At 38.6% G+C, this 17,706-nt stretch carries 13 protein-coding genes; 12 read left to right on the top strand and 1 reads right to left on the bottom strand.

What is annotated here, in order from left to right; all coding sequences use genetic code 11:
• Nucleotides 1–7 precede the first annotated feature (7 nt).
• From nrfD to SJY09_RS10195, 7 genes are all read left to right on the top strand, one after another.
• Nucleotides 8–1,750, top strand: coding sequence for an NrfD/PsrC family molybdoenzyme membrane anchor subunit (nrfD, locus tag SJY09_RS10225; RefSeq protein ID WP_396635621.1), 1,743 nt, complete (start codon nucleotides 8–10; stop codon nucleotides 1,748–1,750).
• 3 nt (nucleotides 1,751–1,753) lie between these two features.
• Complete coding sequence (locus SJY09_RS10220; RefSeq protein WP_396635620.1) at nucleotides 1,754–2,284, top strand: DUF3341 domain-containing protein; 531 nt, start codon at nucleotides 1,754–1,756, stop codon at nucleotides 2,282–2,284.
• Nucleotides 2,285–2,286: 2 nt separating this feature from the next.
• The gene (locus tag SJY09_RS10215) at nucleotides 2,287–2,847 is read left to right on the top strand and encodes a c-type cytochrome (RefSeq protein ID WP_396635619.1); all 561 of its coding nucleotides are present in this window, start codon (nucleotides 2,287–2,289) and stop codon (nucleotides 2,845–2,847) included.
• 16 nt (nucleotides 2,848–2,863) lie between these two features.
• A complete protein-coding gene (locus SJY09_RS10210) occupies nucleotides 2,864–4,198 on the top strand; it encodes a quinol:cytochrome C oxidoreductase (RefSeq protein ID WP_396635618.1) in 1,335 nt (444 codons plus the stop codon).
• A 31-nt stretch (nucleotides 4,199–4,229) separates the two neighbouring features.
• Nucleotides 4,230–5,333: a cytochrome c oxidase subunit II gene (locus SJY09_RS10205; RefSeq protein WP_396635617.1), complete on the top strand. Its 1,104-nt coding sequence runs from the start codon at nucleotides 4,230–4,232 to the stop codon at nucleotides 5,331–5,333.
• 59 nt (nucleotides 5,334–5,392) lie between these two features.
• Entirely contained in the window at nucleotides 5,393–7,222 is a 1,830-nt protein-coding gene (locus SJY09_RS10200; RefSeq protein ID WP_396635616.1) for a cbb3-type cytochrome c oxidase subunit I, read from the top strand.
• Nucleotides 7,223–7,356: 134 nt separating this feature from the next.
• Entirely contained in the window at nucleotides 7,357–8,181 is an 825-nt protein-coding gene (locus SJY09_RS10195) for a GIN domain-containing protein (RefSeq protein ID WP_396635615.1), read from the top strand.
• Here SJY09_RS10195 and SJY09_RS10190 read toward each other — a convergent pair.
• A complete protein-coding gene (locus tag SJY09_RS10190) occupies nucleotides 8,178–10,442 on the bottom strand; it encodes an acyl-CoA dehydrogenase (RefSeq protein ID WP_396635614.1) in 2,265 nt (754 codons plus the stop codon). The two genes, SJY09_RS10195 and SJY09_RS10190, sit on opposite strands and share 4 nt — an antisense overlap.
• Before the next feature lie 95 nt (nucleotides 10,443–10,537).
• Here SJY09_RS10190 and ruvB point away from each other — a divergent pair, with 95 nt between their 5' ends.
• The 5 genes from ruvB (at nucleotide 10,538) to SJY09_RS10165 (ending at nucleotide 17,692) form a co-directional block, all read left to right on the top strand.
• A complete protein-coding gene (ruvB, locus tag SJY09_RS10185) occupies nucleotides 10,538–11,560 on the top strand; it encodes a Holliday junction branch migration DNA helicase RuvB (RefSeq protein WP_396635613.1) in 1,023 nt (340 codons plus the stop codon).
• Complete coding sequence (locus SJY09_RS10180) at nucleotides 11,561–12,886, top strand: cytochrome P450 (RefSeq protein ID WP_396635612.1); 1,326 nt, start codon at nucleotides 11,561–11,563, stop codon at nucleotides 12,884–12,886.
• On the top strand, nucleotides 12,883–13,800 hold the full coding sequence (gene queG / locus SJY09_RS10175) for a tRNA epoxyqueuosine(34) reductase QueG (RefSeq protein ID WP_396635611.1): 918 nt from the start codon (nucleotides 12,883–12,885) through the stop codon (nucleotides 13,798–13,800). Before SJY09_RS10180 ends, queG begins: the two co-directional genes overlap by 4 nt.
• A gap of 175 nt (nucleotides 13,801–13,975) precedes the next feature.
• Entirely contained in the window at nucleotides 13,976–15,283 is a 1,308-nt protein-coding gene (locus SJY09_RS10170) for an MFS transporter (RefSeq protein WP_396635610.1), read from the top strand.
• A gap of 114 nt (nucleotides 15,284–15,397) precedes the next feature.
• Nucleotides 15,398–17,692 carry an NADP-dependent malic enzyme gene (locus tag SJY09_RS10165; protein ID WP_396635609.1) on the top strand — a complete coding sequence of 765 codons (2,295 nt, stop codon included), beginning with the start codon at nucleotides 15,398–15,400 and terminating at the stop codon, nucleotides 17,690–17,692.
• Nucleotides 17,693–17,706: the final 14 nt, after the last annotated feature.

Raw genomic sequence — 17,706 nt, 5'->3', positions numbered from 1 at the left:
GAATTCTATGGCGTCGCATTACGAAGCTCCTATAAGAAAACCCTTAGTAGTCGGTAACAAAGGCTACCACGATGTAACCGTGGATATTGCCGCTCCTGTAGAAGGAAGAGCCAATAAGCATTGGTGGATAGTTTTTTCCATTGCTTTGGTTGCTTTTTTGTGGGGAGTAGGTTGTATTATCTATACAATTTCCACAGGTATCGGTACTTGGGGTTTAAATAAAACGGTTAACTGGGCCTGGGATATTACCAACTTTGTTTGGTGGGTAGGTATCGGTCATGCAGGAACCCTAATCTCTGCGGTATTATTGTTATTCCGCCAGAAATGGAGAATGGCTATTAACCGTTCTGCAGAGGCAATGACAATTTTCTCTGTAATACAGGCAGGATTGTTTCCTATAATACACATGGGAAGACCATGGTTGGCCTACTGGGTTTTACCTATTCCTAATCAATTTGGATCTTTATGGGTAAACTTTAATTCGCCACTACTTTGGGATGTATTTGCGATATCAACATATTTATCCGTTTCATTGGTTTTCTGGTGGACAGGTTTATTGCCAGATTTCGCCATGATACGTGATAGGGCCGTTTTGCCTTTTCAGAAGAAAATTTATGGTTTACTAAGTTTTGGTTGGAGCGGAAGAGCCAAGGACTGGCAGCGTTTTGAGGAAGTGTCATTGGTTTTAGCTGGTTTGGCCACACCTTTAGTACTTTCTGTACACACCATTGTATCTTTTGATTTTGCCACTTCAGTAATACCAGGATGGCATACTACGATTTTTCCTCCTTATTTTGTTGCAGGGGCTATTTTCTCTGGATTTGCGATGGTAAACACCCTTCTGATTATCATGAGAAAAGTGTGTAATCTAGAAGCGTACATTACAGTACAGCATATAGAATTGATGAATATTGTAATAATGATTACAGGTTCTATTGTAGGATGTGCCTATATTACGGAATTGTTCATGGCATGGTATTCTGGAGTAGAGTATGAGCAATATGCATTTTTAAATAGAGCTACTGGACCTTACTGGTGGGCTTACTGGGCAATGATGACCTGTAATGTGTTCTCTCCACAGTTTATGTGGTTCAAGAAATTACGTACTAGTATCATGTTTTCATTCTTTATTTCTATTGTAGTTAATATTGGAATGTGGTTTGAACGTTTTGTAATTATCGTCACATCATTGCACAGGGATTATTTGCCATCTTCATGGACAATGTTCTCTCCAACATTTGTGGATATAGGTATCTTTATAGGGACCATAGGATTCTTCTTTGTATTGTTCTTGTTGTATTCTAGAACTTTCCCAGTTATTGCGCAGGCAGAGGTAAAATCTATATTGAAATCGTCAGGTGGAAAATATAAGGCGCTAAGAGATGCGGGCAAACCATTATATGAAATCCCTACCACAAAAGCTACTGTTACTGAAAGTATTACTCAGGATGTGTTAATGGGAGAAGATGTTCCTAAAGAGGGTGATAAGGTTGGCGTAACAGAGCTCTTAAGTTCTATTGGAACGTTCGACGCCTCAAAAGATACAGCTGATGACCTTAAAAAGGTGAAAGGTATAGGCCCTCAAATGGAGGCTACATTAAACGAAATTGGGATTTTCACTTTTGCACAGGTTGCAAGGATGACATCAAAAGAATATGACTTGTTGGATTCAATTACCGGGTCTTTCCCAGGAAGGGCGCAGAGAGATGATTGGGCAGGACAGGCAAAAGTATTAAACAACAAAAAGTAGGCTATGGCATCAAAAGTTATACATGCATTTTACAACGATGATGACGTGCTTATGCACGCCGTTAAAAAAGTGAAGGCAGCCAAGCATCATATAGAGGAGGTATATTGTCCATTTCCGGTACACGGTTTGGATAAGGCTATGGGATTAGCGCCTACTAGAATAGCAATAACTTCTTTCCTGTATGGTTGTGTTGGTTTAACGGTGGCTATTCTAATGATGAATTTCATTATGATAAAGGATTGGCCACAGGATATTGGTGGTAAACCAAGTTTTAGTTATTTAGAGAACATGCCTGCTTTTGTGCCTATAATGTTCGAGCTAACAGTATTCTTCGCTGCTCACTTAATGGTAATTACATTTTACCTTAGAAGTAGGTTGTGGCCTTTTAAGAAGGCTGAAAATCCTGATGTTAGAACAACGGACGACCATTTCTTAATGGAAATTGAAATTCATGACAACGAACAGGAGTTAAAGGATTTGTTGGCAGATACTGGAGCAGTAGAAATTAATATATCAGAGAAAAACAGTCATTAAATATGAACAGTTTTAAGAAAATAGGATTGGTAATAGGTTTGATGTTCGCTTTTATAGCGTGTCAAGACGATAGTAAACCCAATTACCAATATATGCCTAACATGTACGAACCTGTAGGTTACGAAACCTATGAAGAAGTAGATTTTTTGCCAAATGGTTCTGAAGCTATGCTTCCTCCTGCAAACACCATTAATAGAGGTTGGTTGCCTTATGATATAGCTAATAGTCCAGAGGGTAAGGAAATCGCTAGACTAAATACAAGTCCTTTGGATTCATTGAATTCAGAAGAAAATTTAGCTGTAGGAGGACAATTGTACACGATTTACTGTGCTATTTGTCATGGTGACAAGGGTAAAGGTCAAGGGACTTTAGTGAAAAGAGAGAAGATTTTAGGAGTTCCGAGTTATGATGATGCAGCTAGGAATATTACTGTTGGAACTACTTATCATACCATGCAATACGGTTTAAATTCTATGGGGTCATATGCTTCACAGATGAATAATACTGAGATGTGGCAGGTTTCTGAGTACGTGATGAAATTGAAACAAGATTTAACCAAATAATAGGTAAAACCATACTATGTATACGTTTTCAAATAGACTTAAGATTGCTTCCATTGTATTAATGGCTGTAGGACTTGTTGGAATAATTGGCGGGTTTGTTATGTCACCTGGTACCGTAGAGGAAGCAAAAGCTATGGTAGCCAGCCATGATGATGTTCACGGAGGAGATCATGCTGAAGAGGCGGCACATCCAATGGTAGCCGATGACCACGGGGCAGTCAAAACACATGGAGAGGAGCATGGGGCATCGCATGACGAACATTTATTGCATCAACTCCAGAATAAGCCATGGGCGGCGCTGTATGTTGCGGCATTCTTTTTTATGATGATTTCCTTAGGTGTTTTAGCGTTCTATGCTATACAACGAGCAGCACAGGCTGGTTGGTCTCCCTTACTGTTTAGGGTTATGGAAGGTATAACAGCATATTTGGTGCCTGGTGGAATAGTGGTTTTTGTTATACTACTACTTTCTGTATTGCATATGAACCATTTATTCGTTTGGATGGACGCTGATGTTGTAGCTCATGACGCGTTATTGCAGGGAAAGGCAGGTTATTTAAATCCTACATTCTTTTTAATTAGAGCGGCCTTGTTTTTAGGTGGTTGGATAGCGTATCGCGAATACTCCAGAAAATTATCCTTACAACAGGACGAGGCAGATGATAACTCCAATTTTAAATTGAATTTTAGAATATCTGCAGCTTTCCTGGTATTTTATCTTATCTCTGAATCTATCATGTCTTGGGATTGGATCATGAGCGTGGACCCACACTGGTTTAGTACGCTATTTGGATGGTATATTTTTGCAAGCATGTTCGTGTCAGGGATAACAGTTATCGCTATGGTAACCATCTATTTGAAATCAAAAGGATTATTAAAGGAAGTGAACGATAGTCATATTCATGATTTGGCGAAGTTCATGTTCGGTATAAGTATTTTTTGGACTTATTTATGGTTCTCCCAATTCATGCTTATATGGTACTCTAACATCCCTGAAGAAGTTACCTACTACGTAACTAGAATAGAGGATTATAAATTGCCTTTCTTCGGTATGGTAGCTATGAACTTTTTGTTTCCTGTTCTTTTGTTGATGAATAGTGATTATAAGCGTGTTAATTGGTTTGTGGTGATGGCTGGAGTTGTAATATTAGCAGGTCACTACATGGATATTTTTAATGCCATTATGCCGGCTACGGTAGGTGATCAATGGTATATTGGTATACCAGAGATCAGTTCTATATTGTTTTTTGCCGGATTCTTTATCTTTTGGATTTTCAGAGCGCTTTCAACTGCGCCTTTACAGCCAAAAAGGAACCCTTTTATTGAGGAAAGTAGACACTTTCATTATTAGTAAGTTTTAAAGTATAATATCAAATCATACAATGACTACATTATTAACTTTAGCAGTTTTAGTTCTCGTGGCAATTGCCATCTGGCAAATGACCAAGATATTTGAATTATCTCAGCTTAAAACTGATAATCAAGAAATAGCAAACGACTCAGATAATAAAAATAACGGTTATCTATTGTTCGCTTTTTTGATTTTCATTTACGGAATTACCATATTCAGTTTCTGGAAATATTCTAAGTTTTTACTTCCTGAGGCAGCTTCTGAACATGGAGGGGAGTATGATTACTTAATGTTGGTATCCTTTATCATCATTTTCATTGTGCAGACTATCACACAGGCTTTACTCCATTATTTTGGTTATAAGTATAGAGGTGAGAAAGGGAAAAAAGCATTATTCTATGCTGATAATGATCGCCTAGAGTTCATTTGGACCATTATTCCTGTTATTGTTTTAGCAGGTCTTATTCTTTGGGGACTTTATACCTGGACGAATATTATGGATGTTAATGACGAAGATGACCCGCTAATCGTAGAATTATATGCACAACAATTTAATTGGACTGCCAGGTACGGTGGCGCAGATAATGTTTTAGGAGGCGCTAATGTTCGAATGATAGATATTGATCGTGCCAATGTCATGGGATTAGATGAAGCTGACACTTATAGTGAGGATGACGTTATCGTAAAAGAATTGCATTTACCAGTAGGTAGAAAGGTGAACTTTAAAATGCGTTCACAAGATGTATTACATTCTGCTTACATGCCGCATTTTAGAGCACAAATGAATTGTGTTCCAGGTATGGTAACGGAGTTTTCATTTACACCAGTTTACACAACCGAGGAGATGAGGAGAAATCCCGATGTTGTTGATAAGGTGAAAAGAACAAATAAAATTAGAGCTGAGAAATCAGCCACAGGGGACGAAATATTGGATCCATGGGAATTTGATTATATTCTATTGTGTAATAAGATATGTGGGAGATCACATTATAATATGCAAATGAAGATAATTGTTGAGACTGAGGAGGAGTATAATGAGTGGATGGCGCAGCAAAAAACATTTGCGGAGACAGTGCTTAAGGACGAAACTAATCCCGCTTTTAACACCGTTGATGGTGTTTCGGTAGGACAGTAGTTCGGTTTAAGTTTTAAAGTAGGCTAGAAAAAGAAAATTAATAAAAAAAGAATTCGATTATGTCAACAGTAACAGCACATGTAGATGAGAATGCACATGACGATCATGGGCATCATCATCACAAAGAAACATTTGTAACAAAATATATTTTTAGTCAGGATCATAAAATGATTGCCAAGCAATACCTTATTTTAGGTGTTTTGGTGATGGGTTTTATCGGAATTGCTATGTCATTGTTAATGAGGATGCAATTGGCATGGCCAGGAGAGTCATTTTTAGTTTTTGATACCTTTCTAGGGAAATGGGCTCCAGATGGAATAATGGATGCAGATATTTATCTGGCATTGGTAACTATGCACGGAACTATTATGGTATTCTTTGTGCTTACCGCAGGATTGAGTGGTACCTTCAGTAATTTGTTAATTCCCTTACAAATAGGCGCTCGTGATATGGCGTCAGGGTTTCTTAACATGGTTTCCTTCTGGTTATTCTTTTTGGCCAGCATGATAATGATTTCTTCTCTTTTTGTTGAAGCGGGGCCTGCAGCAGCCGGTTGGACGATATATCCTCCATTGAGCGCGTTACCTATGGCACAACCTGGTTCTGGAATGGGTATGACCCTATGGCTGGTTTCCATGGCCATCTTTATAGCTTCATCGCTTTTAGGTTCTTTAAACTATATAGTCACGGTCATTAACTTGAGAACAAAGGGTATGTCCATGACCAGATTGCCACTAACTATTTGGGCATTTTTTGTAACCGCTATCATTGGAGTTATTTCATTCCCAGTTTTATTATCGGCAGCGTTATTATTGATAATGGATAGAAGTTTTGGCACTTCTTTCTTTCTGTCAGATATTTTTATTCAAGGTGAAGTATTGCATTATCAAGGAGGCTCACCTGTATTATACGAGCATTTATTTTGGTTCTTAGGTCACCCAGAGGTGTATATTGTTTTATTGCCGGCATTAGGAATTACGTCAGAGGTAATGTCTACCAATGCACGTAAACCAATCTTTGGTTACCGGGCTATGGTTGCTTCCATTTTGGCAATAGCCTTTTTATCTACGATAGTTTGGGGTCACCACATGTTCATATCTGGAATGAATCCATTTTTAGGTTCTGTATTTACATTTACAACTCTACTAATTGCTATACCATCAGCGGTAAAAGCATTTAATTACATTACCACCTTATGGAAGGGTAACCTTCAACTAAATCCTGCGATGCTATTCTCAATAGGCTTAGTATCTACTTTTATTACAGGAGGACTTACAGGTATTATTTTAGGAGATAGTACATTGGATATTAATGTACATGACACCTATTTCGTTGTAGCACACTTTCACTTAGTAATGGGAATTTCTGCACTTTATGGTTTGTTTGCAGGGGTGTATCATTGGTTCCCGAAAATGTTTGAAGGTAAAATGATGAATAAGAATTTAGGGTACGTTCACTTTTGGGTAACTGCCATCTGTGCTTATGGTGTATTCTTCCCAATGCACTTTGTTGGTATGGCGGGTGTTCCTAGGAGATATTACGAGAACACAGCCTTTCCAATGTTTGATGAATTGACCGATGTTCAAATATTAATGACTGTATTCGCATTAATAGCAGGAGCAGCTCAATTGGTATTTGTAGCGAATTTTGTTTATAGTATGTTCTACGGTAAAAAAGGTCCGCAGAACCCTTGGAAATCAAACACATTAGAGTGGACAACGCCACAGGAACATATTCATGGAAATTGGCCCGGAGCTATTCCTCATGTGCACCGTTGGGCGTATGATTACAGTAAGGTAGATGAGAATGGAGAATACATTATACCAGGACAGGATTTTGTGCCGCAAGATGTTCCTTTACAAGATGATGAAGAGGAATTGAATCATTGATTCATAAGAAATTTTAAAAAATGCCCAACTTTAAAAGTTGGGCATTTTTTTTGATAATAGATGAAGTTGAAACATATTGAATTTTTGTAATACCTTTAAATTAATATTTCGATATTTTAAAATATTTAGAACATATGAAAAAAGTCATTTTTTTACTACTCATTTTTACCTGCGTGTATTCCTATTCACAGCGAAAGCCAAAAATTAAGGGGAATAAGAATGTTGTTGAAGTACGTGAAGACTTACCAGCTTTTCATGCTATACAGCTTAACGATGACTTGGAGATAGTATTGCAAAAGGCTTCTAATGAGGGATACACCCTAGAAGCGGACGATAACTTAATTGATGTGCTAAAGTTTAAAGTGACCGACAGCACCTTAATCATCACTTCATTTTATAAAATCACTTCAAAAAAGAAGCTGAATATTCTGGTGTATTATACAGAGCTCGACAAATTGACTATGCGCAATGGTGAAATTAGTATGAAAGATGTTATTTCTTCTGACAGGCTTACAGTAAATACTTCTGGAACGGCTAGACTTGAGTTGAATGCGACTGCCGATATTATCGATATAAATATGGAGGGGATTAGCTCAGGTGATTTTAACGTTGCAAGTGATTCGCTAAATCTAACTTTAAAAGATAGGATAGATGCAAAAATTTATGCAACTGGGGAGAAGAATACCATCTACATGTACAAAAACGCCTCAGCTAAACTAGAAGGAACGACAGATTTTTTAACTGCTAAACTTTACGGTAATAGCAATCTAAAAGCGGAAAAGCTGGAATCTAATACGGCGCTCGTGGTCTCCGAAGACTCGCCAAATGCCAGGGTCAATGTATTAGAAGATTTTCAGTTGTCTTCCCGAGGTTCTTCAAAAACAAGTTTGTACGGAAATCCAAAAATTACGATACTAGACTTTTTGGACACGTCACAACTGGACAAAGAGAATAATTAACGTGCTATGGGAGCCGACATGCAATGGTCGGGTATGCCAAAACCATTTACTAAAACCTCGATATGCGGTCGAAGTTCTGTACATAAGCGTTCCGTTCTTTGTCTAATGGCTTTAGATTTTGAGCTACCTATATAACCTTGTTCCAAAAACCAAGAAGCATCTTTTCTTAGTTCTGATAATGCATAAAGCGTTCCTAACTTTCGAAAGAGTTCTCTATTCTTTTCATCCGCTATTGAAGTTGTAAACGATGTAAAAGTAGCATATGCCAGTTCTATACTGTAGGCCTTTCCTAGTGCCAATAAATGTGTTTGTACCTTCAGGAAAGCTTGGTAAGACGGTATGCCCTTTTTAATATAACCTCTTATACGCATTGCTAAGGTATAGGTTAATCTACGTGTTCTATATTCAAATGCGTGTTGATGAAATTTTGGATTATATAAATGCTCTGGATCTACTTTATTGGCGTATAAAGGATTTACAGTAGCTAGTTTATCGCTTAGTTGCTGACTCAGAAGTTTAAGAACTGAAGTGAATCCCGCACTATTAAATTCAGCTTTAAAATCTGATAGTACCCCTTTAGCCGCTAATTGAAGTAATACGTTATTATCGCCCTCGAAAGTGGTAAATATATCAACATCGCCCTTTAAATCGGCAATGCGGTTTTCCAGCAAATAACCTTTGCCGCCACAAGCTTCTCTGCATTCCTGAATGGTAGAATTAGCATACCAGGTAATAATCGACTTTAATCCCGCAACCTGAGTCTCTACCTTACGTTTGTCCGGTTGCGTTTCATCACAGTACACCTCCATCATTTTATCTAGTGTTATGTGATATACATAGGCACTTGCCACCAGAGGAGTTAATCGTAATTGGTGCGTAGGATAGTCCATTAATAAATCCTCTTGAATTTTTACACTATCATTGAACTGTCTTCTTTTTAGGGCATGCTTAACGGCAATGGCAAGGGCCATTTTTGCTCCGCCGAGCCCTGCGCGGGCCACGCATATTCTACCACCGACTAGGGTTCCCAGCATGGTGAAAAATCGCTTATTGGGATTCTTGATTTCTGACTTATAAGTCCCTTCCGAACTAATATCTCCGTATTTATTCAACAAATTCTCCCTAGGGACACTAACCTGATGAAACCATATTTTACCATTATCTACACCGTTAAGACCTAACTTATAACCATTATCCTCGACTTTTATTCCAGGTAGTAGTTTGTGATTTTCATCTCGTAGTGGCACCAAGATAGCGTGCACACCTTCGTTTTTTCCATCCACTATGAGTTGAGCAAAAACAGAGGCCATTTTAGAGTCTAAGGCATTTCCTATGTACTCTTTATTATCATTTTCCCCTGGGGTATGTAGAACAATAGCATCCGCTTTCCTATCATAGGTTGCCGTAGTTTTTATGCCTCTTACATTAGAGCCGTGGCCAGTTTCCGTCATTGCAAAACAGCCCAGCAAATCTGCTGCTCCGGTTTTATTCAAATACTTGTCATGGTGTTTCTTTGTTCCTAATTTTTGAATACTACCGCCGAACAAACCAAATTGAACACCAAACTTTATGGTAAGGCTCCCATCTACATACATCATATTCTCAAAAATAGTAGCGTAGCCTTCCATATCATTTATACCGCCATATTCTTTTGGATAGGCCATGGCACCATATCCTTTGGAGGCTAGGTGTTCTACTTGCTTCAATACTATTTTTCGGAAGTCTTCCTTGGTTCTGTGGACATCCCACTTAAAAATCGAATGATCTAAAACAGCTCTAAAATTATCGACTACTCCAGCATTTTTCCCTTTTAGGATACGGTCAATTTCGTTAGCATCATAGAAATCGGAAACACTTTCATGCTCTACTTCTACATTAAAAAGATGGTTATAGTGATTTGGTTGTATTCCTAAATTTACTTCTATAGCTTTTAAATTATCGTTGAACGGACACGATTCCTTGTAATGGCAAACGACCTTTTGGCTAAAAGTTGCTAAAGGATAGGTTTCACTTTCGATGAGCTTTACCTGTGACTTGGAGATGATATTTTTCCAAACCTTGAATTCTTCATTCGCAGGAGGTTCATTGACCATCAACCAAGTCTTCAACGTTTTTTTATCCTCTTTAGTCAGACTCTCATCTCTACCTATGGCCTTTTCTACTACATTAATTTCTGAAGTTGAAACTAAATCATCGGACCAAATCACATAAAAAATTGGGATATACTGTAAAATACCAGCGGAGTAAATTTTCTTTTCCATAATTTGAAATTACGAATTATTACTTGAAACTTTCGCAAATAATGCATTATGCACCGTGAATTACTTTAAGCCTGTTTCCCTATCTTTGTTAGGATATGAATGAGTACTTGGACCCTTCTGCAGATGGTTTTTCCGATATAGAGCTTGATATTGAAAAAGCTTTAAGACCAATTAGTTTTGACGATTTTACGGGTCAGGAACAGGTTTTGGAGAACCTGAAAGTTTTTGTAGAAGCCGCCAACCAGCGTGGAGAAGCTTTGGACCATACCTTATTTCATGGCCCTCCTGGTTTGGGAAAAACCACTTTGGCTAATATTTTAGCCAATGAATTGGGCGTGGGTATTAAAATTACCTCTGGGCCAGTGTTGGATAAACCGGGAGACTTAGCAGGACTTCTTACAAATTTAGATGAACGCGATGTGCTATTTATTGATGAAATACATCGTTTAAGCCCTATTGTGGAAGAGTATTTGTACTCGGCCATGGAAGATTACAGAATCGATATCATGATTGAGACCGGGCCCAATGCGCGATCCGTGCAAATTAATCTAAGTCCGTTTACCCTAATTGGCGCAACAACCAGGTCTGGCCTATTGACAGCGCCTATGAGAGCACGTTTTGGTATTCAAAGCAGGTTGCAGTACTATTCAACAGAGTTGTTATCTACTATTGTACAGCGTAGTGCGGAAATATTGAAAGTAAAAATTTCAAATGAAGCGGCTATTGAAATAGCAGGTCGCAGTAGAGGAACTCCGCGTATCTGCAATTCATTACTACGTAGGGTTCGGGATTTCGCTCAAATAAAGGGTAACGGCGCTATAGATATGGAAATATCAAAATTCAGTCTTAAAGCATTGAATGTTGATGCACATGGATTGGATGAGATGGATAATAAGATACTTACCACGATCATAGATAAATTTAAAGGTGGCCCCGTTGGGATTACTACTTTGGCAACAGCAGTTTCTGAAAGTTCGGAAACAATAGAAGAAGTCTATGAGCCATTTTTGATACAACAGGGTTTTATAATGCGAACACCCCGCGGTCGTGAGGTAACCGAACTTGCTTACAAACACCTTGGTAGAATTAAAGGAGGTACACAACCAGGACTATTTTAAATGAAAAAGCTTCCATTGGTATCGCGAAGTCATGTTTTTAAAAATAGAAAACAAATACTCAAAAACCCGATACCTTTTCACCATGATAATTTTAATCGTTTAGGAGATATTTTTGAAGTGGCGGTAGGTGTAAAACAACGTATCGTTTTCACAAGACACGCCAAATTTATAAAGCAGGTCCTTCAAACAGGGCAAAAGAATTATCAGAAATCCTCATTGCAGACCGTAGACTTGGCAAAGTACATTGGTAAGGGTTTGCTCACTGCCAACGGAGACCATTGGCGTACCCATAGAAGGATGATACAGCCTGCTTTCCATAAAAAAAAGTTACGAGGGCTATTGCAAATAATGCACAATGCTATAAAAGGAGAGCTCTCTAAAATTAAACCCGGAGAAATACAGGATATTTATCCATTAATGGGAGACCTTGCATTTCAAGTAGTAGCTACTTCCCTTTTCAGTAGGGATGATATTCAAGAGCAGATGTCTGATTTAAAGGAAATTACGGAAGCCAACCAACGAATGCTTATTCAAGAAATGAGACAGCCGTATTTAAATTGGTGGTATTCCTTATCCGGTAAAATAAATAAACACATAAAACTTTCGTTGAAGGCGCGGGCCATATTAAGTAAGATTATTTCAGAGCGGGTAGCTGAAAATATTGAAAAAGATGACTTAATGGACATGCTTCTTAAAGCCACTTATGAGGATGGCAGCGGTATGCCAGAGGAACAATTGATAGATGAGATTTTAATCCTCTTCGCCGCTGGACATGAAACAACTGCAAATGCCTTAGGCTTTATATTATTTCTATTAGCCAAACATCCGGAGATACAGGAAAAAGCTTTTTTGGAAGTCAATGCAATAGATTGGACAAAGGATGTTGAAATGGAAAGTTTACGGGAATTAGCTTATGTGAAACAATGCATAGAAGAAGGTATGCGATTATATCCACCTGCTTACTACATTGACAGGGAATCTATTGCGAAGGATGAAATAGACGGATACGAAATTCGTGAAAATACGATGTTGCTACTTGCTATATACGAGCTTCATAGGGATGCACGTTTTTGGGAGAATCCCAATACTTTTAAACCCGAAAGATTCGATGGTGCTCATAAAAAGGATTATTCCGATTATTATTTTCCTTTTGGTGCCGGGCCAAGAATGTGTATCGGTAATAACTTTGCCATGCAAGAAATGATTTTAACTGTGGCCGAGTTACTACGCAGCTATAAGCTAAAGCCGGTAGCAGGCGATATCGAGATTAATCCACTGATTTCGTTGAAACCTGTTGCCGTTAAACTTCATTTTATTCCAAGATGAATCTTTCTAAGACAAGCGAACTTATAAAGACCGAAGCTAAACGCCTAGGGTTCTTATCATGTGGTATCTCTAAAGCAGATTTTTTGGAGCAAGAGGCACCTCGTCTAGAGAAATGGTTAAACAATAACATGCACGGAGAAATGACCTACATGGAAAACCATTTTGATAAGCGTTTGGACCCGCGACGCTTAGTGGAAGGTTCTAAATCTGTAATCTCGCTATTGCTCAATTACTATCCGGAAGAAAAGCAAATTCAAAATACCTATAAAATTTCTAAATATGCCTATGGGCAAGATTATCATCATGTCATCAAATCCAAATTAAGACAATTACAAGAATTTATCTCCGATGAAATTGGAGCGGTAAACGGACGGGCGTTTGTAGATTCTGCCCCTGTTCTGGATAAAGCATGGGCCGCTAAAAGTGGTTTAGGGTGGATTGGCAAGCATAGTAATCTGCTTACACAACAAGTGGGTTCTTTTTATTTTATTGCAGAATTAATCGTTGATATAGCATTGGAATATGATACGCCGGTTACCGACCATTGCGGAACATGTACCGCGTGCATAGATGCATGTCCAACGGAGGCCATAACCGAGCCTTATGTGGTAGATGGTAGTAAATGTATTTCTTATTTTACCATAGAGTTGAAGAACGAGATTCCCAATGAATTTAATGGTCAGTTTGACGATTGGGCTTTTGGTTGTGACGTTTGTCAAGATGTATGTCCCTGGAACAAATTCTCCAAATCACATAGCGAACCTCTTTTTAATCCACATCCAGATTTGCTTTCTATGACCAAAAAAGATTGGGAAGAAATAACAACGGATGTCTTTAAAAAAGTCTTTCAGAAGTCTGCAGTAAAACGAACTAAATTCGCTGGCTTACAGCGTAATATTAAATTTCTGAAGTAAGTGATGCGATAACTCTATCGTTTTCGTTACAAAACTTATCACTTTTTTTAAATGGCAATAGCGCAACAAGCATTAAATATACTATCTTGGATGGACTTATATTTTAAGAATTATTGATTTATTGTCACAATTTTTACGATTATGACATAAAGACTAAACCAAACGAAGCATTTAGATGAAAATAGGTAAACCAAGTCTTAGTTTTTGGCAGATTTTTAATATGAATGTTGGTTTTCTTGGAATCCAATATAGTTTTGGTCTACAACAAACTGCAATTAATCCAATCTTTTTATACCTAGGAGCTCCTGAGGATATGTTACCCATTCTAAATATCGCTGGGCCGGTTACGGGGTTGGTCATTCAGCCAATTATTGGTGCCATGTCGGATAAAACATGGTCTCCCAAGTGGGGTAGGCGTAAACCATATTTTCTAATTGGAGCCATTATTGGTAGTTTGTGTTTATTTGCCTTTCCGACTAGCCCTGTACTTTGGTTTGCCGTTGGTCTGCTCTGGATTCTTGACGTAGGTAATAATATGGCCATGGAACCTTATCGTGCTTTTGTAGGGGACAAATTACCTGAAAAGCAATTGAGTTTAGGTTTTCAAATGCAGAGCTTATTTGTAGGTGCCGGTATTCTTTTAGCAAACGGGTCTATTGTATTGTTTCAGTATCTGTTGGGCGATGAATCCATAGAGGTGGCGGGTTCCATACCACAGTGGCTGTACTATTCCTTTTATATCGGAGGTATACTTTCCATAGCTACCATTTTATGGTCCGTTCTGAAAACTCCGGAAATTCCTCCATCAGCGGAAGAGTTAGCGGAAATTAATCATGATAAAAGTAAGCCAATTGGTACAAGAATTGCCAAGCCCTTTTCTGAAATAGCAACAGCTATTAGGGATATGCCTTCTTTTATGTGGAAAATTAGTGCGGTTTACTTATTCCAATGGTATGCTCTTTTTGTCTATTGGCAGTACATAACCCCACTTTTTAAACTAACACTCGGTTATTCTACTTCAGAAGCTGCTTCGCAGTCGGCTCAAATGAGTTTAACGTATAATATCGTTACTATGGTGGTGGCCTTAGCCCTTGTACCGCTTACTTTAAAATATGGAGGTAAAAGGATATATGCCTTAAGTTTAGTAGGCACAGGTGTGGCATTGTTCGCTATTCCATTTATTGACGATCCTATTTTTGTCTTGGCACCTATGGTACTTTTCGGTATTGGTTGGGCAGCCATGATGGGTATTCCCTACACTATGGTTTCAAAGGTTGTTCCGCAGGACAGACGTGGTGTTTATATGGGTATTTTAAATATGATGATTGTTATTCCAATGGGTATAGAAACGCTTACGTTTGGTCCTATTTATAAATACCTACTCGGTGGAAGTGCTATAAATGCCATACTTTTTGCGGGAGCGTTCTTTATAATTAGTGCAATCTTGGCCATGCGTCTTAACGTCCCCAAGAATGCCGAATAATGAATACCCTTTACTTTGTGTATAGTAATTCATCTTAATTTTTGTTTTAAACTTTTGGAGAGGTACTTCTTTTCAAAAGAATACCCCTAAATTTGTTTTAATAAACTACACTAAATGAGCAAACAAAAGCAACGTAGGGAAGCACTTATTTATCACGCTAAGCCGCAACCGGGAAAAATAAAAATTGTACCTACAAAACCTTATGCTACACAGAGAGATTTAGCTTTGGCCTACTCGCCCGGGGTTGCAGAGCCTTGTTTGGAAATAGCCAAAGACAAAGAGAATGTGTATAGGTATACGGCTAAAGGAAATATAGTGGCCGTTATTTCTAACGGTACGGCCGTTTTAGGATTAGGGAATATAGGTCCTGAAGCTTCCAAACCGGTTATGGAAGGGAAAAGTTTGCTTTTTAAAATTTTTGCGGATATAGATGGTATTGATATCGAATTGGATACGGAAGATGTAGATAAGTTTGTAGAAACCGTAAAAATGATCGCTCCAACCTTTGGTGGTATCAATTTGGAGGATATCAAAGCACCAGAAGCTTTTGAAATTGAACGAAGGCTAAAAGATGAGCTGGATATTCCCGTAATGCATGATGACCAACATGGAACGGCAATCATATCGGCAGCTGCTTTATTGAACGCCCTGGAACTTACAGAAAAGAAGATAGCGGAGGTTAGAATAGTAATCAGCGGTGCGGGTGCGGCTGCTGTTTCGTGTACACGACTTTATAAGGCCTTTGGAGCTAGTCCAGCGAATATAGTAATGTTGGATAGTAAGGGAGTTATCCGTAGTGATAGGGCTAACTTGTCCAAGGAAAAACTAGAATTTGCTACCGATAGAAAAATAGACACTTTAGATGAGGCGATGAGAGATGCAGATGTTTTTGTAGGTCTATCTATTGCCAATATTGTTTCTCCAGAAATGCTTACCTCAATGGCGCCAAATCCCATCGTTTTCGCGATGGCTAATCCTGACCCCGAAATTCCTTATGAACTGGCTTGTAAAACCAGGAAGGATATTATAATGGCTACAGGGAGGTCGGACCATCCCAATCAAGTAAACAATGTGCTAGGTTTTCCATTTATTTTTAGAGGTGCCTTGGATGTAAGGGCGACTTCCATAAATGAGGAGATGAAAATGGCTGCAGTAAAGGCCTTGGCGGAATTAACAAAGGAACCCGTACCAGAACAGGTAAATATCGCCTACGGAGAAACCAGATTAACTTTTGGGAAAGACTATATCATTCCTAAACCTTTTGACCAAAGACTTATTGCTAAAATCCCCCCTGCAGTGGCAAAAGCTGCTATGGATAGTGGGGTGGCAAATGCACCTATAGAAGATTGGCAACGTTATGAAGAGGAGTTACTGCAACGTTCTGGGAATGACAATAAAGTAGTTAGGCTTTTACATAGCCGGGCAAAATCAAATGTTAAACGCATCGTATTTGCTGAGGCTGACCAGTTAGATGTTTTAAAGGCTGCACAAATTGTTTATGAAGAAGGTATTGCAGAACCTATTCTCTTAGGAAGAAAAGAAGTAATACTGGAGCTAAAGAAAGAGTTAGAGTTTGATGCCGATATTCCTATCGTAGACCCATTGTCAAAAGAGTTCGATGAGCGTCACATACGATACGCGACCAAGTATTGGGAAAGCAGAAAACGTAATGGAACTACACTGTACAGTGCTAAGATAAAAATGAAGGAACGCAATTACTTTGGAGCAATGATGGTTCTGGAGGGAGATGCGGACGGAATGATATCAGGATATTCTAGGGCTTACCCAACCGTGGTTAAACCAATTTTAGAGGTTATCGGTAGGGCGGCAAATGTGAAGAAAGTATCCACGGTTAATATTATGATTACCGATAGAGGTCCTTTGTTCTTAGCGGATACCTCTATAAACATAGAACCCAATGCAGAAGAAATTGCCGAAATAGCACAGATGACAGCTAATGTAGCGGCAACTTTTGGTTTTGACCCAGTACTGGCATTGCTCAGTTATGCGAACTTTGGCTCTTCCTCGCATCCTAACGCTAAAAAAGTACGCAAGGCAGTAGAGATCTTGCATGAGGTAAACCCAAGTCTAGTTGTGGATGGTGAGATACAAACAGATTTTGCCCTGAATAGAGCGCTTCATGAAAGTCAATTTCCTTTTTCTAAGTTAGCTGGAAGAAAAGTGAATACGCTCATCTTTCCAAACCTTGAAGCCGCCAACATCACGTATAAGCTATTGAAAGAATTGAATGGGGCAGATTCTATAGGTCCTATTATGGTTGGACTCCGAAAATCAGTACATATTATGCAGCTAGGGGCAAGTGTAGATGAAATCGTCAATATGACGGCCGTAGCGGTAATAGATGCCCAAGAAAGAGAAAAAAGAAAGAAAGCAAAATCTCTTAAATAGTAAACAGTAGATAA

Origin of the sequence: Maribacter sp. R77961, assembly GCF_044594925.1 — a bacterium.
GTDB lineage: Bacteria > Bacteroidota > Bacteroidia > Flavobacteriales > Flavobacteriaceae > Maribacter.
Note: the sequence above shows the minus strand (reverse complement) of the source record. Positions and strands in the feature narration are given on the sequence as shown.

What these genes read in the sequence shown, in the direction of transcription:
- SJY09_RS10210 (WP_396635618.1), top strand. Translation starts at nt 2,864, where the DNA reads ATGTATACGTTTTCAAATAGACTTAAGATTGCTTCCATTGTATTAATG.
- nrfD (WP_396635621.1), top strand. Translation starts at nt 8, where the DNA reads ATGGCGTCGCATTACGAAGCTCCTATAAGAAAACCCTTAGTAGTCGGT.
- SJY09_RS10205 (WP_396635617.1), top strand. Translation starts at nt 4,230, where the DNA reads ATGACTACATTATTAACTTTAGCAGTTTTAGTTCTCGTGGCAATTGCC.
- SJY09_RS10220 (WP_396635620.1), top strand. Translation starts at nt 1,754, where the DNA reads ATGGCATCAAAAGTTATACATGCATTTTACAACGATGATGACGTGCTT.
- SJY09_RS10180 (WP_396635612.1), top strand. Translation starts at nt 11,561, where the DNA reads ATGAAAAAGCTTCCATTGGTATCGCGAAGTCATGTTTTTAAAAATAGA.
- SJY09_RS10170 (WP_396635610.1), top strand. Translation starts at nt 13,976, where the DNA reads ATGAAAATAGGTAAACCAAGTCTTAGTTTTTGGCAGATTTTTAATATG.
- SJY09_RS10190 (WP_396635614.1), bottom strand. Translation starts at nt 10,442, where the DNA reads ATGGAAAAGAAAATTTACTCCGCTGGTATTTTACAGTATATCCCAATT.
- queG (WP_396635611.1), top strand. Translation starts at nt 12,883, where the DNA reads ATGAATCTTTCTAAGACAAGCGAACTTATAAAGACCGAAGCTAAACGC.
- SJY09_RS10195 (WP_396635615.1), top strand. Translation starts at nt 7,357, where the DNA reads ATGAAAAAAGTCATTTTTTTACTACTCATTTTTACCTGCGTGTATTCC.
- ruvB (WP_396635613.1), top strand. Translation starts at nt 10,538, where the DNA reads ATGAATGAGTACTTGGACCCTTCTGCAGATGGTTTTTCCGATATAGAG.
- SJY09_RS10165 (WP_396635609.1), top strand. Translation starts at nt 15,398, where the DNA reads ATGAGCAAACAAAAGCAACGTAGGGAAGCACTTATTTATCACGCTAAG.
- SJY09_RS10200 (WP_396635616.1), top strand. Translation starts at nt 5,393, where the DNA reads ATGTCAACAGTAACAGCACATGTAGATGAGAATGCACATGACGATCAT.
- SJY09_RS10215 (WP_396635619.1), top strand. Translation starts at nt 2,287, where the DNA reads ATGAACAGTTTTAAGAAAATAGGATTGGTAATAGGTTTGATGTTCGCT.